At 49.6% G+C, this 20,900-nt stretch carries 18 protein-coding genes; 9 read left to right on the top strand and 9 right to left on the bottom strand.

The features are described from left to right. Positions 1–94 precede the first annotated feature (94 nt). The 4 genes from MAQ5080_RS05670 (at position 95) to MAQ5080_RS05655 (ending at position 4,352) form a co-directional block, all read left to right on the top strand. The gene (locus tag MAQ5080_RS05670) at positions 95–946 is read left to right on the top strand and encodes a flagellar protein MotY (RefSeq protein WP_231870790.1); all 852 of its coding nucleotides are present in this window, start codon (positions 95–97) and stop codon (positions 944–946) included. Positions 947–1,098: 152 nt separating this feature from the next. Beyond that, positions 1,099–2,328, top strand: coding sequence for an argininosuccinate synthase (locus tag MAQ5080_RS05665; RefSeq protein WP_067206755.1), 1,230 nt, complete (start codon positions 1,099–1,101; stop codon positions 2,326–2,328). Between the two features lie 162 nt (positions 2,329–2,490). Next, complete coding sequence (locus MAQ5080_RS05660; RefSeq protein ID WP_067206753.1) at positions 2,491–3,384, top strand: ribokinase; 894 nt, start codon at positions 2,491–2,493, stop codon at positions 3,382–3,384. A gap of 17 nt (positions 3,385–3,401) precedes the next feature. Beyond that, positions 3,402–4,352 (top strand): nucleoside hydrolase, encoded by a 951-nt coding sequence (locus MAQ5080_RS05655; protein WP_067206750.1) that lies wholly within the window; start codon positions 3,402–3,404, stop codon positions 4,350–4,352. A gap of 46 nt (positions 4,353–4,398) precedes the next feature. Here MAQ5080_RS05655 and MAQ5080_RS05650 read toward each other — a convergent pair whose 3' ends face one another. From MAQ5080_RS05650 to metG, 9 genes are all read right to left on the bottom strand, one after another. Beyond that, positions 4,399–4,728: a hypothetical protein gene (locus tag MAQ5080_RS05650; RefSeq protein WP_231870789.1), complete on the bottom strand. Its 330-nt coding sequence runs from the start codon at positions 4,726–4,728 to the stop codon at positions 4,399–4,401. A 96-nt stretch (positions 4,729–4,824) separates the two neighbouring features. Continuing rightward, entirely contained in the window at positions 4,825–5,460 is a 636-nt protein-coding gene (gene nth / locus MAQ5080_RS05645; RefSeq protein ID WP_067206745.1) for an endonuclease III, read from the bottom strand. A 22-nt stretch (positions 5,461–5,482) separates the two neighbouring features. After that, entirely contained in the window at positions 5,483–6,241 is a 759-nt protein-coding gene (locus MAQ5080_RS05640) for an electron transport complex subunit E (protein WP_082861024.1), read from the bottom strand. 8 nt (positions 6,242–6,249) lie between these two features. Further along, positions 6,250–6,867 carry an electron transport complex subunit RsxG gene (gene rsxG / locus MAQ5080_RS05635; RefSeq protein WP_067206742.1) on the bottom strand — a complete coding sequence of 206 codons (618 nt, stop codon included), beginning with the start codon at positions 6,865–6,867 and terminating at the stop codon, positions 6,250–6,252. Next, complete coding sequence (gene rsxD / locus MAQ5080_RS05630) at positions 6,867–7,925, bottom strand: electron transport complex subunit RsxD (protein ID WP_067206740.1); 1,059 nt, start codon at positions 7,923–7,925, stop codon at positions 6,867–6,869. Before rsxD ends, rsxG begins: the two co-directional genes overlap by 1 nt. Then, positions 7,926–10,958, bottom strand: a complete 3,033-nt coding sequence (gene rsxC / locus MAQ5080_RS05625) for an electron transport complex subunit RsxC (protein WP_067206737.1) — start codon at positions 10,956–10,958, stop codon at positions 7,926–7,928. Beyond that, on the bottom strand, positions 10,958–11,551 hold the full coding sequence (gene rsxB, locus MAQ5080_RS05620) for an electron transport complex subunit RsxB (protein WP_067206734.1): 594 nt from the start codon (positions 11,549–11,551) through the stop codon (positions 10,958–10,960). The genes rsxC and rsxB overlap by 1 nt, the downstream gene beginning before the upstream one ends. Positions 11,552–11,560: 9 nt before the next feature. Further along, positions 11,561–12,142: an electron transport complex subunit RsxA gene (rsxA, locus tag MAQ5080_RS05615; RefSeq protein ID WP_067206732.1), complete on the bottom strand. Its 582-nt coding sequence runs from the start codon at positions 12,140–12,142 to the stop codon at positions 11,561–11,563. A 237-nt stretch (positions 12,143–12,379) separates the two neighbouring features. Beyond that, positions 12,380–14,428 carry a methionine--tRNA ligase gene (gene metG, locus MAQ5080_RS05610; protein WP_067206730.1) on the bottom strand — a complete coding sequence of 683 codons (2,049 nt, stop codon included), beginning with the start codon at positions 14,426–14,428 and terminating at the stop codon, positions 12,380–12,382. A 229-nt stretch (positions 14,429–14,657) separates the two neighbouring features. Here metG and apbC point away from each other — a divergent pair, with 229 nt between their 5' ends. The 5 genes from apbC to MAQ5080_RS05585 all read left to right on the top strand — a co-directional run bounded on the left by apbC (position 14,658) and on the right by MAQ5080_RS05585 (position 20,896). Then, on the top strand, positions 14,658–15,719 hold the full coding sequence (gene apbC / locus MAQ5080_RS05605; RefSeq protein WP_067206729.1) for an iron-sulfur cluster carrier protein ApbC: 1,062 nt from the start codon (positions 14,658–14,660) through the stop codon (positions 15,717–15,719). Between the two features lie 8 nt (positions 15,720–15,727). Next, on the top strand, positions 15,728–16,312 hold the full coding sequence (gene dcd, locus MAQ5080_RS05600; protein ID WP_067206727.1) for a dCTP deaminase: 585 nt from the start codon (positions 15,728–15,730) through the stop codon (positions 16,310–16,312). Between the two features lie 175 nt (positions 16,313–16,487). After that, the gene (gene fdhA, locus MAQ5080_RS05595; RefSeq protein ID WP_067206720.1) at positions 16,488–17,684 is read left to right on the top strand and encodes a formaldehyde dehydrogenase, glutathione-independent; all 1,197 of its coding nucleotides are present in this window, start codon (positions 16,488–16,490) and stop codon (positions 17,682–17,684) included. Positions 17,685–17,861: 177 nt separating this feature from the next. After that, the gene (locus MAQ5080_RS17495; protein ID WP_067332951.1) at positions 17,862–18,911 is read left to right on the top strand and encodes a CobW family GTP-binding protein; all 1,050 of its coding nucleotides are present in this window, start codon (positions 17,862–17,864) and stop codon (positions 18,909–18,911) included. A 185-nt stretch (positions 18,912–19,096) separates the two neighbouring features. Then, positions 19,097–20,896: an acyl-CoA dehydrogenase C-terminal domain-containing protein gene (locus MAQ5080_RS05585; protein WP_067206713.1), complete on the top strand. Its 1,800-nt coding sequence runs from the start codon at positions 19,097–19,099 to the stop codon at positions 20,894–20,896. Positions 20,897–20,900: the final 4 nt, after the last annotated feature.

The raw sequence follows: 20,900 nt of genomic DNA, 5'->3' as shown, positions 1-20,900 counted from the left end.
TAACATACAAGCTAAGTCGAGAACGAGAACTCTTACCGTGATAGCCAAACCTTTCCTCAACAGCGCATGGATATTAGTCGGATGTCTTTTTGCCATGCACAGCAGCGCTTTGACACGCTATGAGTCCAGCATTGAAGAGTCAAAATGGTCATTGTCCGGTGATATTTTTGCTTGCACCTTAGCGCACCCCATTCCCCATTTCGGCACAGGTGAGTTCACTAAGGAAGCTGGTGAACCGATGAAATTCGTGTTGCATCCTGAGAATGAAAAGATTGGTCCTGGGCAGGTGTATATTATTTCCCAAGCGCCTAGCTGGATACCGGGTATTTCTCCCGAAACCCTCGAAGTCATGCCTTACCCAGGCTATGGTTTGACCGTGGAAGTAGGGGGGCAAGTTGCCGAGCAAATGCTGACTTCTCTTGATCGTGGCCGTCATCCTGTGGTGGCGGGCTCCGCTTGGGAGAATGGTCGAGAGAGCGTCGAAGTGGCCCTCAGTAATATCAATTTTAACCCAGCTTACGATGAATTCCGTCGCTGCATGGCCAGCTTATTACCGGTGAACTTTGAGCAAATTGCCCGTACCGCGGCCTTGTTCCCGAATAATGGCACCGAGCTGACCGATCGTATCCGACGACGTTTGGATCTGGTGGCCATGTATGTGGAAGCCGATCCGACCATAGAATACATCTACATTGATGGTCATACAGACATCATTGGCTCACGCCGTGATAACCGTGAATTGTCCAAGTTACGGGCTGAGCGCGTGACCGAATACTTACTGCAAAAGGGTATTGCGCCAGAGAAAATTGTCTCCCGTTACCATGGTGAGCGTTACCCGGCGGCAGATAACCGCAGTATTGATGGCCGCGAGCGTAACCGTCGTGTAACCATTCGTCTGGAACGTACGAGCAATAATGCCCAGTCACTATCTGAGCCAAGTCCATAAAGTCTTGCTTTGAGCCGATCAAAAGCGTCTATTTTCCGGTACGCCCCTTGCTAAGCAGGGGGCGAAATTTTACACTTAGCGCCTATTTTATATTAACTACGCGTAGTCCGTCTGTTGGGCTGCGCTGAGTCTCGTTGAGGAGAAAGAAAAGAATGTCTGACGTGAAGAAGGTAGTGCTAGCCTACTCGGGCGGCCTAGACACTTCAGTAATCGTGAAGTGGCTTCAAGAAGAGTATCAGTGTGAAGTGGTAACTTTTACCGCTGACTTGGGTCAGGGCGAAGAAGTAGAGCCAGCACGCGCGAAAGCTCAAGCGTTGGGCGTTAAAGAAATCTACATCGAAGACCTACGTGAAGAATTCGTTCGTGACTTCGTATTCCCAATGTTCCGTGCGAACACTGTGTACGAAGGTGAGTACCTACTAGGTACGTCTATCGCTCGTCCACTAATCGCTAAGCGTTTGATCGAAATCGCTAACGAAACCGGTGCTGACGCGATCTCTCACGGCGCAACAGGTAAAGGTAACGACCAAGTTCGTTTCGAGCTAGGTGCATACGCGCTTAAACCAGGTGTACAAGTGATTGCACCATGGCGTGAGTGGGACCTAACGTCTCGTGAAACGCTAATGGCTTACTGTGAGAAGCACGACATCCCAGTGGATTTCTCTAACGCTAAGAAGAAATCTCCATACTCAATGGATGCCAACCTTCTTCACATCTCTTACGAAGGTGACCTACTAGAAGATCCTTGGGCGAGCGCTGAAGAAGACATGTGGCGTTGGTCTGTATCGCCTGAGCAAGCACCAGATGAGCCGACTATCATCGAGCTTGGCTTCGAAAAAGGTGATGCAGTTTCTATCAACGGCGAAGCAATGTCTCCAGCGACAATCCTTGAGACACTGAACAAAATCGGTGGCGCAAACGGTATCGGTCGTGACGACCTAGTTGAAAACCGTTTCGTAGGCATGAAGTCTCGTGGTTGTTACGAAACTCCAGGGGGCACTATCCTTCTGAAAGCACACCGCGCAATGGAATCTATCACGCTAGACCGTGAAGCAGCTCACCTGAAAGATGAGATCATGCCTAAGTACGCGAAAGTGATCTACAACGGTTTCTGGTGGTCTGAAGAACGCCGTATGCTGCAAGCATTGATCGACGCTTCTCAAGAGTTCGTTTCTGGTACGGTTCGTCTGAAACTGTACAAAGGCAACGTAATTGTTGAAGGTCGTGAGTCGCCATACAGCCTATTCGACAGCACAATCGCTACTTTCGAAGACGACGCTGGTGCATACGATCAGAAAGACGCAGCAGGCTTCATCAAGCTAAACGCGCTACGTATGCGTATCGCTGCTCAAAAAGGTCGTACTTTCCTAGATCGCGACTAAACCATTTCGCTGCGGCGAATGTGATAAATACGAAACGCCCGCTCTGCAAAGAGCGGGCGTTTTTTTATGCCTATTGACGTTTCGCTGGGGCAGGCTATGTTAATCACAATGAAATCATGTTTTTATTGACTGTTTGGTTAGAATAATAAAACAAGGTGACCTATGACCGTTTTTAACATCGGTTCGATCAATATCGATCACTTATACGAAGTGGAGCATTTTGTGCGTCCAGGTGAAACCCTGAGTTCCACCAGCTACCAACAAGTGCTCGGTGGCAAAGGGGCAAACCAATCGGTGGCGCTTGCCAAGGCGCAGGCCGAGGTAAAGCACGTTGGCGCTGTCTGTCGTGCCGACCAGCATATTCTGCAACAGCTACAAGAATACGGTGTGAACACGGACAATATTGCCCAAGTAGAGCAAGTATCAGGGCATGCCATCATCCAGCTGACGCCAAGTGCAGAGAACAGTATCATCCTGCATGCGGGCGCTAACCATCAGTTATCACAGGTACAGATTCAAAACGTCCTCGAGTCCCTTTCTGAAGGGGACTGGGTGCTGCTGCAAAATGAGACCAATCTCGTGGCAGAAACCCTCGAGTGGGCGCAACAAGCGGGTGCTAAGGTAGCGTTTAACCCTGCGCCCATGGATGCTGAGCTAACCCATCAAGTATTACCCTTTATTGACCTGTTGATCGTTAACGAAGTAGAAGCGATGGATTTGGCGGATACGGACTCGATTGAAAAAGCGACGCAGATTTTACCCAAGCAGTACCCTGAGCTGGCGGTGATGATGACCCTAGGTAAAGACGGTGTACGCTATTTTTCTCAGCAAGAAGATATCCAAGTGGCGGCGTTTACAGTAGCAGCCAAAGACACTACTGCCGCAGGGGACACTTTTATTGGCTTTTGCTTAGCAGAGTTGGAGCGTGGCTCAGATTACGCCACTGCCATGCGCACCGCCTGTGCTGCGTCAGCGATTGCTGTGACGCGTATGGGGGCTGCACCTTCGATTCCAAGCCTAGTGGAAGTCCAAGAGTTTTTAGCACAACAGCCTTAAGAAATAACGAGAGAACCATGACACGTAAAATTATTATCGATACGGATCCTGGCATTGACGATGCGATGGCGATCTTCTTTGCCTTCCAAGCCAAAGAGCTTGAGGTATTGGGCTTAACGACCACTTACGGCAATGTGCCGGTGGAAATGGCTACTCAGAATGCCCTGACGCTGACGGAAATTGCTGGCGTGGATGTGCCCGTTGCCGCTGGTGTCGCTGTGCCATCTCAGCAGGCGCCACGTCCATTCCCTGATTTTGTCCATGGCGCAGATGGCTTTGGTAACATTGATTACCCTGCGCCAGCGAAACAGGCACTAGAGCAAAGTGCAGCCGAATTTATCATCGAACAAGTACGTAAATACCCAGGTGAAGTGACGCTTGTGGCGCTAGGGCCTTTAGGTAACTTAGGCAAAGTATTGGAACTTGATCCAGAAGTAGCCAATCTGGTCGATGAGGTGGTTCTAATGGGCGGCACGGCCATCGAATACGGTAACGTGTCACCGGTCGCCGAAGCGAATATTATTAACGAGCCCCATGCCGCAGATGCGGTGTTTACCGCCCCTTGGCAGGTGACCATGGTGGGCTTAGATGTGACTCACCAAGTGCTACTTGATAACAGTGTGCTAGAGCGTATCAAAGCCAAGAACCCAGAGCAGGGGACTTTCCTTTACGACTGCGCCCAGTTCTACATTAACTTCTACAGCGACCGCTTCGGTGTCAATGGCTGCTACTTCCACGATGCCTCGACCATTGCTTACTTATTGGACCCAAGTATCTTTGCAGTGGAGCTGGGGGCGATTCGTGTGGTCACTGAGGGTATTGCTGTAGGCCAGACCATCTTTGCCCCGCAAGGGATGGAATATCCAGAACCCCATTGGGATGGCGTACCGATGACACAAGTCTGCATGGAAGTCGATGGCGAGCGTATGTTGAAACTCTATGAAGAGGTGATGGTTGGCGCGCTTTAATCGTTGACTTAACGCCATCAAAAAAGGCGCCGCGGCGCCTTTTTTGTTAGCTATGAGCTTTGACAAATTTATCAATAAAGTCCCGCTCAGCGGCAGAAATAGTGCCAAAACTCATCTTGATGTAGTGCTTATCGTGTTCGTTGAGAATGTCTGCCGAAGGTAGGCAAATGGTTTTGATTAGGATCTGCTTGCCTTCGTGAATGGCATTTAACTCAAGTTTGACTTTCTTAGAACCTTGTAGGCCAATAGGGGATTCTATTTCCACCAGATCATGGGAAATATGAGTGCAGTGGATATCGGTAATCTGACCGTTGGTCAGGAACATCTTACCAGTCCAGAAACAGCGTACGTAAGGGGATGAATGAGACTTAACCACGTTTTGTTATCCGTTATATCGCTAAAACTAAATCGCCAATGATTATAGTGTTTTATTGCCTCTATAGCAGCTTATATATGCTGGACTGGGCGCGATTTAGGTGGACGTCTTTTCTTTAAACTCGCACAAATCTTCAATGATGCAGGCGTCGCACTTGGGCTTTCGTGCAGTGCAAATATAGCGTCCATGTAGGATGAGCCAGTGGTGTGCATCGAGCAGGAATTCTTTTGGCACAAAACGAAGCAGTTTCTCTTCCACTTCGAGCACGTTTTTACCTGGGGCAATCTTGGTACGGTTAGAGACACGGAAGATATGGGTATCCACGGCCATAGCAACTTGGCGAAAGGCGGTATTCAGTACCACGTTAGCGGTTTTACGACCGACCCCAGGTAAGGCTTCTAGCGCTTCACGGGTCTGCGGCACTTCACTATTGTGCTTTTCAATCAGCATTTGGCAGGTCTTGATGGCGTTTTCCGCTTTGGCGTTAAACAGACCAATGGTTTTGATGTATTCCTTAAGGCCATCCACACCTAGGGCGTACATTTTCTCTGGTGTGTTGGCGACGGGGAATAAGTGGCGCGTGGCCTTGTTGACGCTGACGTCGGTGGCTTGGGCTGAGAACAGTACCGCAATCAGCAGTTCAAATGGGGAGCTGTATTCAAGCTCGGTGACAGGGTTAGGATTCTCATCGCGTAGGCGCGTAAAAATCTCATGTCGCTTAGCTTTGTTCACAGCAGCCCCTTTTGAATATCAATTAGTCAGTGATACGAACACGACGAGACACTTTCTCTTGGCCTGCTTGCTCGGCCGCAATGCGTTGTTTCTCTTTTTCGTCGTAGTAGTTCTTAATGGCGATCAAGATACCAAGGCCGATAAAGGCGCCTGGTGGCAAGATGGCGAACAAAACATTGGGGTAATCACTGAAAAGTGTCAGCTTCCAGCTTGTCGCCATATCGCCAAACAACAGATGCATGTCTGCGAATAGCGTCCCTTGACCGATCAGCTCACGCATGCCGCCCAGCAGCATCAAGACGATGGTGAAGCCCACCCCCATCCATAAACCATCGACCGCAGAGGGCAGTACTGGGTTACGGCTTGCAAAGGCGTCAGCGCGGCCCAAAATCGCACAGTTGGTCACGATCAGTGGGATAAAGATACCTAGGATTTGGTACAGCTCATAGGTGTAAGCTTGCATGATCAACTCGATACAGGTGGTAAACGAGGCAATGATCATCACAAATGCAGGCAGGCGCACCGCTTCCGATACGTAGTTACGAATCAAAGAGACGGCAATGTTCGAGCCCAGTAACACCACCGTAGTGGCCAAGCCCAGGCCAATGGCGTTTACCACAGTGCTGGTGACGGCGAGCAAAGGACATAGGCCCAATAGTTGAACCAAAGCCGGGTTATTCTTCCAAATACCGTTGTACAGAATTTCACGGTAGTTGGGGCCAGTGGCAGCGGGTGTTTCTTCCACTGGTGTGTCGGGTGCAAGAGTATCTTGAGCGCTCATAGCTAATCCTAACGCGACAACAGCGCGTCTTTGTTCTCATTAAAGTAAAGTAACGTGTTTTTCACTGCGCGAACCACGGCGCGAGGGGTGATGGTCGCCCCGGTAAATTGGTCAAATTGGCCGCCATCTTTTTTCACGTTCCACTGCTTCATGGTGGTGTTTTCAAATGACTTATCACTGAAAGATAAGATCCATTTTGACTTTTGTAGATCGACTTTGTCGCCCAGCCCTGGTGTTTCTTTGTGGCTGATCACACGAGAGCCAGTCACCACACCATTGCGGTCTACCGCCACCAATAAGTCTAGGTTGCCGTTGTAGCCACCTGGCGCGATGGTTTCAAAAATGATGGCGCTGACTTCGCCGTCTTTACGCGCTACGAATGCTGGTACTGGCTCCGCTGAGCCAAGCAGCGGGTCGGCTGGCAACATAATGTTGGCTTCCGCTAGATTGTTATCATAGCGATCGCTTGGCAAAATTTCGTTAAACGCAGACAGCTGTGCGTGCACGATGTTGTCTTCGATCGTGTGTTCCGTGAGCTGGTGCGTTAGCGCAATCAAGCCAGCGGTCAGCACCGCAAATAAGCCCAAACCAATGCTGTTTTGGCGAATAGAGCTGATGATATTCATTACTTCTCTCCTCCAATGGTTAGGCCTTTCTTCGCTTTCTTGTGACCGTAAGCGCGTGGTTGTGTGTAGTAGTCGATCAGTGGTGCGGCAAAGTTCATTAGCAGTACACCAAAGGCGATACCATCAGGGTAGCCGCCCCAAGTACGAATCACATAAACCAAGATACCAATGCCGGCACCGTACACCAATTTGCCGCGGTTACTGGTACAAGAACTCACCGGGTCCGTGGCAATAAAGAAAGCCCCCAGCATCGCCGCACCTGAGGTTAGGTGGAACAATGGCGTTGCCGCATTGCTTGGGTCGATGGCATAAAAAATACCCGACATCAGCGCTAGCCCCGCCAACAGTGCAACGGGCGTGTGCCAAGTGATGATACGCAGTGCAATCAGCACTAGACCGCCTGCTAGGTAAGCAAGGTTAACCCACATCCAGCTAGAAAGGCTGGCAGCTTGTAGGCCAGGAACACTGGCAAAGGCTTCGCTCGCCATCAAACCATCTTTGTGTTTGAACGCATCCAACGGCGTTGCCATGGTGTAGGAGTCGATCGTTGGCAGTGTGCCAAAGATGGCCGCTAAACTGTCACTAAAGCTCGGTGTCATGCCTGCTTGAATCAGTTCTGACGCACCAATCCACTGGGTCATTGGCACCGGGAAAGACACAAGACAGATGGCATAGCCAACCATGGCAGGGTTGAATGGGTTATTGCCCAAACCACCATAGACCTGCTTAGCAAAAATAACGGAGAACGCCACCGCGGTGACGGTTAGCCACCAAGGCACAGTAGGCGGTAGGGCTAATGCCAACAAGACCGCCGTGAGAAGGGCGCTGTAGTCTTTTAGGAAAAAGCCAATCGGACGATTGCGAAGCTTTAGGATAATCGCTTCGCTGACCAGTGCAGTGATACCGGCGATCACTAGATTGATCAAGGTGCCGTAACCAAATAGCCAAGTCTGTACCAATAGCCCTGGTACCGTGGCTAATATCACCATTTGCATGACCCACGATGTACGTTGGCCCGCGCGATGTGTATGTGGTGAGGTGATACGCAATAATGCCATTTAACGATTCTCTTGCGTGTTAGTTAACTGTTCTAGTTTTGCTTCTTCTTCCTGCTGCTTTTGTTCTGCAGCCGAAAGCTCCTGTTGCAGAGATTCTGCCGTGGGATCCGCATCTAGTTGACGTTTAAGTTTGTTGACCTGCGCCTTTGCTAGGGCAGCCGCTACTTTTTGCTTTTTCAGGCGCTCTTTGAATGCCGCATCCTCTGCAGCATTAGCGCTATCGGCTGGAGCCTGCGCGCTCACTTGACCACCGTTTTGCAATGCTTTCTCAATCTCTTCAGCATGGGCCTTCGCTTTAGTGACTTGCTGCTCGAGGCTGTCTTTGTCATCTGAGCCCAGCTCAATGGCTTTGGTTAAGGCTTTCTCGGCCTTTTTAACCGCCGCTTTGGCAATCGCTGCATCGATTTTTAGCTTGCGTAGCGTCTCTTCATCCGCTGCAGGCGCAGCTTGAACGGGAGCCTCGGTAACAGCAGGTGCTGCGGTCGGTGCTTCAAGGGCCGCTAAGCGTGCTTCGGCGTCTTTAAGAGCTTTTTTAAACTCTACCACCTTACCTTGGAGTTCACTGTTTTGCGCATCGTCTGCTAACTGCTTTTGCAGTTTTTTCAGCTTGGTGCTAGCGAGCGCAACGTCCACTTTGGCCTTTTTGTACTCATCCGACATCGCAGGCTTGGCTGCAGGCGTCGCTGCTGCTGGGGCAGAGTCTAGTTCAGCAAGGCGCGCTTCGGCTTCTTTGAGTGACTTCTCAAAGTCAGCGGCTTTCGCTTTTAACTCGTCGTTATCCGGCTCATCGGCGAGCTGTTTCTGAACTTTCTTCAGCTTGGTGCTAGCCAGTGCTACGTCGACTTTGGCTTTCTTTGCTTCGTCACTCAGCGCAGGTTTCGCTGCTGGAGCCGCTTGCGCGCTAGGTGCTGAGTCAAGTTTGGCAAAGCGTGCTTCTGCCTCTTTTAGATCGTTTTCAAAACCTTCGACTTTGGCTTTTAGTTCAGCGTTGTCAGGATCTTCCGCCAATTGCTTTTGCGCTTTCTTAAGCTTGGTGCTGGCTAACGCCACATCCACTTTGGCTTTCTTCGCTTCGTCGCTCAGCGCTGGTTTTGCGGCCGTCGCAGGGGCTGCTTTGACATCGCCGCCAAGTTTATCGAATGTCTCTTGAGCGGCTTTTAGGTCTGCAGTAAAGCCTGCAACCTTGTCTTTCAACTCTTGGTTGTCAGGGTCTTCAGCAAGCTGTTTTTCAGCTTTCTTAAGCTTGGTGCTGGCAAGGGCCACATCGACTTTGGCTTTTTTCGCCTCGTCGTTTAGGGCTGGTGCGGCGGCTTTCTTCGCAGGTGCCGCTGCTGGTGCACTTGCCACCAATTTATCTAGTTCAGCAATGTCTTTCTTGGCTTCGTCTACTTGAGTTTGCAGTGCACTGATTTCTTCAGTGTGCTCTTTCTCTTGGGCTTCCAGGAGCGCTTTCTCAAGTTTCTTAAGCTTCGCCTTAGCAATGGCTAGATCCACCTTAGCTTTCTTGGCTGCTTCGTCTGCGACCGGGGCAGCAGGTGCTGCATCTGCTTTTTCTGGTGCCGGTTTCGCTGGTTTCTTCGCCGCTGGCTTGGCTGCGCCTTGGCGTGCCAAGCGTTTCGCTTCTTTTTCCGCCGCTTCCGCTTCGTGACGGGCTTTACGGGCTTCGAAACGTTGCTTAGCGATATCCGATTTCACCGCGGCTTCGCGGGTATCGCGAATCTCGGCTTTGGTATGACGGTAGTACTGCACCAAAGGAATGCTACTTGGGCAGACATAAGAACAAGCACCACATTCGATACAATCGAATAGGTTGTAGTGTTCGGCTTTTTCCAGTTCTTGGCTTTTTGAGAACCAGAGTAACTGCTGTGGTAGCAAGCTGGCAGGACACGCCTGTTCACACATACCACAACGAATACACGCTTGTTCAGGGTAGGGGGCCGGTAATTCTTTCTTAGTTGCAGCTAGGACACAGTTGGTAGTTTTTACCACTGGCACATTGCCTGAATCTAAGGTGAAGCCCATCATAGGTCCGCCCATGACTAGACGGCTCAGCTTTTTGTCTTGCAGGTCAGCGTATTCCAACAAATGATCAATTGGCGTACCTAATAGCACTTCCACGTTTTGTGGCGCTTTTAGGGCATCCCCTGTCAATGTTGTATAGCGTGAAATTAATGGGCGACCTTGTTGAATCGCTTCGTATACCGCGACACAAGTACCGACGTTTTGACACAGAATGCCGATGTCAGCAGGGTATTGGCCACTGGGGACTTCTTTGTCCGTGAGTAGCTTAATCAGCTGTTTCTCACCGCCTGAAGGGTATTTGGTTGGCACCACAGCCACTTGAATCGAGCTTTGACGCTCACGCAGTAGCTGCTGTAGGGCGTTAATCGCGGTTGGCTTGTTGTCTTCAATACCAATGACCACGTTTTCCGCTTCAACAATGTGCTGCAGAATTTCGATCCCCAATACCAATTCCAGCGTTTTCTCGCGGATTAGCATATCGTCAGCGGTGATGTATGGCTCACACTCTGCCGCATTGATAATAAAGTGAGTTAGCGGGTGCTTGTGGGCACCTTGTAGCTTCACTTGTGTCGGGAAGCCGGCACCGCCCATACCGATGATGCCTTTCTCAGAAAGGAACGCCAATACGTCGGTTTTGCCGATCTCTTTCCAGTTCGCTAACGGCTCAAGCTCGGTCCATTCATCGGCACCATCTGGTGTTAAGATGATGCTCATATCGCTCAAACCCGATGGGTGAGCAATTGGACGAGACTCAATCGCGCTGATAGTGCCGGATGTTGGCGCGTGCAAGAAGCTCGACAAGAAGCCGTTGTTCATGGCAATTGCTTCGCCTTTCTTAACCTTAGCGCCCACTTCCACTAATGGACGTGATGCTTGGCCGATATGCTGACCTAACGGCAAAATCAATTCACGCGGCAAGCTTGGTTTACCTAAAGGCAACTGCAAGGACTGCGCTTTGTTCTCTGGTGGGTGAATACCGCCGTGGAATGAGTAAACAGGAGGTGTTTGCATTACTGAGCTGCCTCCGTCTGGCGATCTGTTGCAATGATGTGTGCAGATTGCACTCCCACACCTTGTGGTTTTTCCCACGACCAAGTACGTGATGTCACACCAACTTCAACCATATCAATACAATCTACCGGACATGGCTCGACACAAAGGTCACAGCCAGTACATTCATCTGAAATAACTGTGTGCATTTGTTTTGCGGCACCCAAAATGGCATCAATCGGGCACGCCTGAATGCACTTAGTACAACCGATACATTCGTCTTCGCGAATCACGGCAACTTTTTGCACAGGTTCTTCTTCACCGCCGTCTAGAGGGATGGCTTCCACATCCAGAAGATCCGCTAGCGCTTGCACAGTGGCTTGACCACCAGGAGGACAGCGGTTAATCGCTTCACCATTAGAAATGGCTTCCGCGTAGGGGCGACAGCCCGGGTGGCCACACTGACCACACTGTGTTTGCGGCAAAATAGCATCGATCTGATCGACAATTGGGTCACCTTCCACATGAAAACGCACGTTGGCATAACCCAAGATCGCACCAAAGACGAGGGCGAGGGCAACTAGGATTCCGATAGCAAGTAAAACAGTAAACATAAAAGGCTCCTAGATTTGCACCAGACCAGTGAAGCCCATGAACGCTAGGGCCATCAAGCCGGCGGTCACCATGCCGATTGCTGAGCCTTTGAAAACCACTGGCACATCGGCCACGTTAATGCGTTCACGCATCGCTGAGAATAGAACCAAGACAAACGAGAATCCCACTGCAGCACCAAAGCCATACAGGATGGACTCAACAAAGCCGTTCTGCTTTGAGGTATTTTGCAGTGCGACACCAAGCACGGCGCAGTTGGTTGTGATCAGAGGCAGGAAAATACCTAACACGCGATACAATAGTGGGCTGGTTTTGTGAACCACCATTTCTGTGAACTGCACCACAACGGCGATCACCAAGATGAAGGAAATGGTTTTCAGATATTCAAGCCCAAACGGCTCAAGAATAAACTCGAACGTGAGGTAACTACATAAGCTCGAAAGTGTCAGTACGAAGGTGGTCGCCATGGCCATACCAATCGAGGTTTCCAGTTTGCTAGAAACCCCCATGAATGGGCAAAGGCCAAGAAATTGTACCAATACAAAGTTGTTTACTAGTATGGTACTGACGAGTATTAAGAGATATTCGGTCATCTCGCGTCCAATAAATACAGTGGTGTCTACGGATAAAATAAGAACAGCCGAGCAAACAGGTTCGGCAAGCGTAACTATATCAAGCTGCTTATAACTAACAAGACTAAAGCGCTATGCATTCTAGTTTATTTTAGAATATGGATAGCACGCAGCAAGTATAAGGTTTCGTAATCGTTTTCTAAAACAACACCGCCTACAAAAGTAGGCGGTGGGTCTAATTTTACGCTGATGCGTTGATTACATCACGCGCTGGCCAGGCTTGGCGCCGTCATGTGGCTCAAGCAGGTAAATCTCTTCACCGCCAGGGCCAGCTGCCAATACCATGCCTTCTGATAAGCCAAACTTCATCTTGCGTGGTGCCAAGTTGGCCACCATCACGGTTAGCTTACCTTCCAGGTCTTCTGGGTTGTACGCGGACTTAATACCAGAGAATACCGTACGTGTTTCGCCACCTAAATCTAAGGTAAGTTTTAAAAGCTTATTGGCTTTCTCAACGTGCTCAGCTTTGGCGATTTTAGCGATGCGTAGGTCGACTTTGGCAAAGTCGTCGAAGTTGATTTCTTCCGCGATCGGCTCTTTGCTTAGCTCAGTTTCCTGTGCGGCGCTGGCCTGTTCTTTCGCTTGTGCTTCCGCCTCAGCTTCCACTTTACCTTCTTCGATCATAGCGTCGATTTGTGGTGCTTCAATACGTGCCATCAAGGCTTTAAATTTGTTTACTGATTTGCCAAACAGTAATTCGCTACGGTTATCCCACGTTAGCTCTTTGTTTAGGAAGGCTTCCGCGTCCGCCACCATGTTTGGCAGAACTGGTTTCAAGTAAGTCGCAAGAATCGCGAACAGGTTAAGAGAAACTGTACAGATCTCTTGTACTTGTGGCAGCGTCTCTTCGTTCTTCGCTTTCACCCATGGCTCTTCGTCAGCGATGTAAGTATTGGCGATGTCCGCAAGACGCATGATTTCACGCATGGCTTTGCCGTATTCGCGTGTTTCGTAGAGCTCAGCGATTAGATCGCCGGCATCGACGAACTCTTGAATCATGGCTTCTTGAGCGGGCGTCGTTTGTAGCTGACCATCGAACTTCTTATTGATGAAGCTTGCGGTACGGCTAGCGATATTCACCACCTTGCCGACCACGTCCGAGTTTACGCGCTGTACAAAGTCACCTAGGTTCAAGTCGATGTCATCGACGCGAGAATTTAGTTTCGCCGCGAAGTAGTAGCGTAGGTACTGTGGATCAAGGTGGTTTAGATAAGTACGAGCCTTGATAAAGGTGCCGCGCGATTTCGACATCTTCTCACCGTCTACGGTGACGTAACCGTGTGCGTTCACGGCAGTAGGTGTGCGGTAACCGGCGCAGTCCAACATCGCTGGCCAGAACAGAGCGTGGAAGTTGATGATGTCTTTACCGATGAAGTGGTAAAGCTCCGCTTCAGAGTCTTTGTTCCAGTACTCGTCGAAGTCTAGGCCTTCAGTACGGTCACATAGGTTTTTGAAACTTGCCATGTAGCCGATCGGGGCATCTAGCCATACGTAGAAGTATTTGCCTGGCGCATCAGGGATTTCAAAGCCGAAGTAAGGCGCATCACGGCTGATGTCCCATTCGTGCAATTCTGAATCTAGCCACTCAGCCAGTTTGTTGGCCACTTGGTCTTGTAGGGTGCCGCTACGAGTCCACTGTTTTAGGAAATCTTGGAACTCTGGCAGTTTGAAGAAGTAGTGTTCAGATTCTTTTTCGATCGGTGTTGCGCCTGAGTAAACTGAGCGCGGGTTGATCATTTCCATTGGCGTGTAAGTCGCAGAGCACACTTCACAGTTGTCGCCGTATTGATCTTCGGCTTTACACTTAGGGCACGTACCTTTGATGAAACGATCCGCTAGGAACATTTCTTTCTCAGGGTCATACGCTTGCGTAATCGAGCGTACCGAGATTTTGCCATTGTCACGACACGCTTTGTAGATTGCTTCAGAAAACTCGCGGTTTTCTGGCGAATGTGTCGAGTAGTAGTTGTCGTAGCCGATGCCAAAGTCATTGAAGTCGGCCATGTGTTCTTGGCGTACACCGTCGATCAACTGTTCAGGTGTAATACCGTTTTGCTCAGCTTTAATCATGATCGCTGTGCCGTGGGCATCGTCCGCACACACTGCTGTACATAGGTGACCGCGTAGCTTTTGGAAACGCACCCAAATGTCAGTTTGAATATGCTCCAGCATGTGACCTAAGTGAATAGAGCCGTTGGCATAGGGAAGGGCACTGGTAACTAGAATTTTACGTTGCGGTTGAGCCATTATAATTAAGCCTGCTGGATTGTGATTTTAAACGGATAAACGACGCCCTATGTCGTTGAAAGGTAAACAGGGCGATTTGTCTGTATTAATATAAGCGCGACATTATAAGTGGCCGTGCATATCGTGCAAGCTTCGGGCTTGCTTTTCCGCATTTTGCCCCCACAAACCGCATCATCGAAGTGAACACATGACAAATAGCGCCATCGAGTTGCTATTTTTAGGAGAGAACATGTCTGTAAATCCACAGCTACTTTCACAACTGGCGGCGTTGGTCGACCTTAACACCAACCAACCTTATGGTGATGTATGGCAGGTGCAAGAAGATGCAGCCGGCCTTTCGGTAATCGTAACCCTGCCATACGCAGCGCAAACTGAGCGTGATGCTCTTAAAGCGCGCGTTGAAGAAGTGGCGGGTCAAACGGTGACCTTGGTCTTGCAACAAGACATCAAAGCCGCTTCCACGCAAGGTGCGGCATCGAGCATGAAAGGTGTGAAAAACATCATTGCGGTAGCGTCTGGTAAAGGCGGTGTGGGTAAATCAACGACCACAGTCAACCTTGCCCTAGCGATGGCACGCGAAGGCGCGAAAGTGGGTATCTTGGATGCGGACATTTATGGTCCAAGCCAAGGTCTACTATTAGGTTTTGCTGGCGATACGCGTCCAGGTGTACGCGGTGAGCAATTTTTTGTGCCGCCAATCGCCCATGGCATCCAAGTGATGTCGATGGCTTTCCTAACGACGAAAGACACGCCCATGGCATGGCGTGGTCCAATGGCGACCGGCGCCTTGATGCAGATCCTAACGCAAACTGAGTGGCAAGATCTGGATTACCTATTTATCGACATGCCGCCGGGTACGGGTGATATTCAGCTAACCCTGTCTCAGAAAGTACCGGTTTCAGGTTCTGTTGTAGTGACTACCCCTCAAGACATTGCACTGTTAGATGCGCGTCGTGGTATTGAGATGTTTAACAAAGTAAACATTCCGGTATTAGGTGTGGTTGAAAACATGTCGACACACATCTGTTCAAACTGTGGTCACGCGGAAGCCATCTTTGGTGAAGAAGGCGGTAAAGCTTTGGCGGCGGAATACGGTGTGGAAGAGTTAGGTAAGTTACCGCTTAGCCTAAGCATTCGTCAGCAGGCTGACGCAGGCAAACCAACGATTCTAAGTGAGCCGGATTCAGACGTGGCGGCAATTTACCAGTCGATTGCACGTAAGGTTGGTGCTACTCTTGCGTCCCGTTCTGAACAGTTCTCTATGCCGGTGATCGGCATGAGTGATGATTGAGGTAAACCATGCGACTGTGTGACCGTGACATTATCCAAGCCCTAGACGATGGTGTCATTGCTATTGACCCACGCCCTGACAACAGTGTGATCAGCGGCGTGTCTTGTGATTTGCGCCTTGGCAACTCGTTTCGAGTGTTCCAGGGCCATCCTGCGCCTTACTTAGACTTAAGCGGCCCCAAAGCAGATTTGAATGTGGCGATTGAGTCGGTCATGAGTGAAGAGATTGTGGTCGATGACGACAAGCAATTCTTTATTCACCCAGGGGAGTTGGTGCTTGGGGTGACAATGGAATCGGTCACACTGCCAGATAATCTTGTTGGTTGGTTAGATGGACGTTCTTCGTTAGCTCGACTAGGCTTGATGGTGCACGTTACTGCGCACCGAATTGATCCTGGTTGGAGTGGTGCGATCGTGTTGGAATTTTTAAATGGTGGCAAGTTGCCGATCGCGCTGCGTCCAGGTATGACAATTGGTGCGATTAACTTTGAAACCATGTCAGGCTCTGCTGATCGTCCTTATAACAAACGTGACAATGCTAAATACCGTGGTCAAAACTCTGCGGTAGGTAGTCGTATTAGTGGCGATCAGTAAGGTATTTATAGGTCGTTTTTTGTTCTGAATTGCCCAAAATTGCCTAAAAACTAAGCGGATGTCGTAAATGTGCAGCTTAACGGCGTTATTCGACATCTGTTTTTGTTGATTGAGGTCTACCTTCTCCGATGCAATTCATAGAATAAAAACCACAACACAGTTAAGGAGTACTTCTATGTCTCAACCGTCTAACCGTGGCGTCGTATACAAGGGCCCAGGCAAAGTCGCAGTAGAGTCTATCCCTTTCCCGGAGCTAGCACTTGGTGATCGTAAATGTAACCACGGTGTTATCCTGAAAGTTCTTACAACTAACATTTGTGGTAGTGACCAACACATGGTTCGTGGTCGTACTACTGCACCTGAAGGTTTGGTTCTTGGTCACGAAATCACAGGTATCGTCCTTGAAAAAGGTAACGATGTAGAATTCCTAGAAGTAGGTGATATCGTATCTGTACCATTTAACATCGCTTGTGGTCGTTGCCGTAACTGTAAAGCTGGCATGACTGGTATCTGTCTAAACGTAAACGGCGACCGTCCAGGTGCTGCATACGGTTACGTTGACATGGGTGGCTGGGTAGGTGGTCAATCTGACTACGTAATGGTGCCATACGCAGACTTCAACCTATTGAAGTTCCCAGACAAAGATCAAGCTAAAGAGAAGATCGCAGACCTTACTCTTCTATCTGATATCTTCCCAACTGGTTTCCACGGCTGTGTAACTGCAGGTGTAGGTCCAGGCTCAACTGTATACGTCGCAGGTGCAGGCCCAGTAGGTCTAGCGGCAGCAGTTTCAGCTCAGCTTCTAGGTGCTGCGTGTGTAATCGTTGGTGATATGATCGAAGATCGTCTTGAGCAAGCTCGTAGCTTCGGTTGTGAAACAATCGACCTACGTCAAGAAGGCGATATGGAAGATAAGATCGAAGCAATCATCGGTGAGCGTGAAGTTGACGCTTTCGTTGACTGTGTAGGTTTCGAAGCACACGGCTGTGGCTGTAACGCTGGTAAAGAAGCGCCAGCAACAGTTCTTAACTCTGCGATGCAAGTAACTCGCGCGGGTGGCCAAATCGGTATCCCAGGTCTATACGTAACTGACGATCCAGGTGCGGAAGACGAAGCTGCGAAAGAGGGTGCTCTAAGCATGCGCTTCGGTCTAGGTTGGGCGAAATCTCACTCGTTCCACACTGGTCAGTGTCCAGTTATGAAATACCACCGTGCGCTAATGCAAGCGATCCTTTTCGACAAAGTTAAGATTGCTGATGCAGTAAACGTTCAAATGATCTCTCTAGATCAAGCTCCTCAAGGTTACGCTGACTTTGATGGCGGCGCTGCGAAGAAATTCGTAATGGACCCACACGGTGAATTCGTAGCGTAATTAATCGCTTCGTTTTGATTGTTAAAAAGCCACGCTTAGCGTGGCTTTTTTTATGGGCGCAAATCCGCTATCAAGCTCTTTGTGGGTGTGATTCATAGCAAGTTGAGTACTTTTTATTGTTACACTATAACGTCAAGCGTTACTCTAAGCGCTTAATCAATCTATACAGGTGTCGATGTGCAGTTTCAAAACATCAAAGTAAACGTGATCACAGGCTTTTTAGGGTCAGGCAAGACAACGCTTATCAAGCGTCTGTTGGAGCAGGCACCCAATGATGAGCGCTGGGCGATACTGGTTAATGAATTTGGTGAAGTCGGTATCGATGGCGAGCTGATTCACGATGGCGCGGTAGCCATTAAGCAAGTCCCAGGAGGGTGCTTGTGCTGCGTCTCTTCAGCGGCGTTTAGTGTGGGTTTGAATGATCTGATTAAAACGGCCAAGCCTGATCGCATAATCATTGAGCCGACGGGTATTGGTCATCCCCATCAAATTGTCGAACAGCTTAGCGCTGAACATTATCAAGGTGTGCTGGAGGTGTGTGGCACAGTTTGTATGATGGATGTGCGTAATCTCTCTGACCCGCGTTACCTTGGCCATCCGGCTTTCTTTGATCAAATTGATGATGCCGACATCCTAATCGGTAGCAAAGCGGATCTGTATGATGCCGATCTTGAACAGCGCTTTTTAGAGTTTGCGAAACAGTTTGAGCCGGCCAAAACGTTGATCGCATTGAGTGCAAATGGCGAGTTTGATGGTGCTTGGCTTGATTTGCCGCGCGCGACCTCCAACGCTGACCACGACCACGACCACGACCACGACCACGACCACGACCACGACCACGACCACGACCACGACCACGACCACGACCACGACCACGACCACGACCATCATAGTCATGTGCAGAGCAGTCAGCCCGCTGCCGGGGTGGTCTGTTATCAGAAACGCGATCAGGGAATGGCCAGTATTGGCTGGGTAACCAATGCGTCATGGCAAATCTCTGCTGAACGATTTGAACAGTTACTGACGACATTAAAGCAACAGCCTGGTTTTTGGCGTTTTAAGGGCATCCTGCAGATTGATGGGCGTTATGAACAACTTAATATGACCGCTACAGAGCTACAGCGAGAGACAGATGAGAGCTCTGCAAGCTCAAGATTTGAATGCATTTTTGCAGATGATGAACAACTAAACAGTGTGTTGGATATGCTTCAAAAGCAGCTGTTCTAGTATTGAAATTACCAAGTTCAAGTGACCAAACGCGCCACTCGTTGATTCGAGCTGGCGCGTTTTGTTAGGTAACTTGCGTCGATATGTTATTGAGGGAAAGACGCACTTCGACAAAGCTTAAGACAAGTGGTTAAACAAACGTCCATAACCAATAGTTTCTTATAAAAATAATGTCGAGGTGAGTTATGCCTGATTACAAAGCACCCTTACGTGACCTGAAATTCATTACCGATGAAGTGTTAGGGATTCACCAGCATTATGCTTCTTTAGCGGGCGCAGAAGACGCAACACCGGATATGGTGGAAGCGATTCTCGAAGAAGGGGCGAAGTTTGCTGAGCGTGTGTTGGTGCCGTTAAATCAAGTGGGTGACCAACAAGGTTGTCAGTTCGACAATGGCGTCGTCACCACGCCAGAAGGCTTTAAAGAAGCCTACCAACAATATGTTGAGGGTGGTTGGCCATCTCTGTCCCATGATGTCGCAATGGGTGGTCAGGGCTTACCTGAGTCCCTTGGTATGATGGTGACGGAGCTGATTGCCACCGCCAACTGGGCTTGGGGGATGTACCCAGGGCTTAGCCACGGTGCCATGAATACGCTTGAGCTGCACGGTACAGATGAGCAAAAACAAGCCTACCTAACCAAGCTGGTCAGCGGCGAGTGGACCGGTACCATGTGTTTAACCGAACCACACTGTGGTACGGACCTTGGTATGCTAAAAACCAAAGCCACCCCGAATGAGGATGGCAGTTACACCATTACGGGGACAAAAATCTTTATTTCCGCGGGTGAGCACGATATGGCTGAAAATATCGTACATATCGTATTGGCCCGTCTGCCTGATGCTCCGGCTGGAACCAAAGGCATTTCTTTGTTTATTGTGCCTAAGTTTAATGTCACCGATGCGGGTGAGGTGGATGAGCGCAATGCCGTTCATTGTGGTTCTATCGAGCACAAGATGGGGATTCATGGTAATGCTACCTGTGTGATGAACTTTGATGGTGCCAAGGGCTTCTTGATCGGTCCACCACATAAGGGTCTAAATTGTATGTTTACCTTTATGAATACGGCGCGCCTAGGTACAGCCTTACAAGGCCTTGCGCATTCAGAATGGGCTTATCAAAACTCGTTAGCTTACGCCAAAGACCGTCTGCAGATGCGTGCTTTGTCAGGGCCAAAAGCGCCGGATAAAGCCGCTGACCCAATCATAGTTCACCCCGATGTCCGTCGCATGCTACTGACGCAAAAAGCCTTTGCAGAGGGCGGTCGAGCGTTGATTCATTATTGTTCTATGTTAGTGGATAGCGTCAAAGCGGGCCCCGAAGAGGATAAGGCCGAAGCGGAAACCTTACTGTCTTTATTGACGCCAATTGCCAAAGCATTCTTGACTGAAACGGGCTTTGAAGCAGCGAACCATGGTTTGCAGGTATTTGGTGGTCATGGCTACATCGCGGATTGGGGGATGGAGCAAAACGTGCGTGATAGCCGTATTTCTATGCTTTATGAGGGCACCACGGGCATTCAAGCATTAGATCTGCTCGGCCGAAAAGTGTTGATGACTCAAGGTGAAACCCTAAAAGCCTTCACTAAGGTCATCCATAAGTTTTGTCAGGCGAATGATGCTGATAAAGCGCTTGAACACCTTATTAAACCGCTTGCTGAACTGAATAAAGAGTGGGGTGAGGTGACCCTAAAAGTGGGTATGAAAGCCATGAAGGACCGCGAGGAAGTGGGCGCCGCTTCGGTGGATTACTGTATGTACTCAGGCTACATCACGCTGGCTTACCTATGGGCGCGTATGGCGCAGGTGGCGCAGCAAAAATTAACTGAGGGCACAGATGAAGAAGCCTTCTACCAAGCCAAATTGCATACCGCGACCTTTTATTTTGAGCGCATTTTACCGCGCACCAAAGCCCATGCTGAGATGATGTTGGCCGGTGCAAGTAGCTTGATGGCGATGGATGAAGCGCAATTCTTTTTACGTTAATGCA

The sequence above is a fragment of the Marinomonas aquimarina genome, from assembly GCF_900089755.1.
Lineage (GTDB): Bacteria > Pseudomonadota > Gammaproteobacteria > Pseudomonadales > Marinomonadaceae > Marinomonas > Marinomonas aquimarina.
The sequence above is the reverse complement of the archived record's forward strand: the minus strand, read 5'-3'. Positions and strand labels throughout refer to the sequence as shown.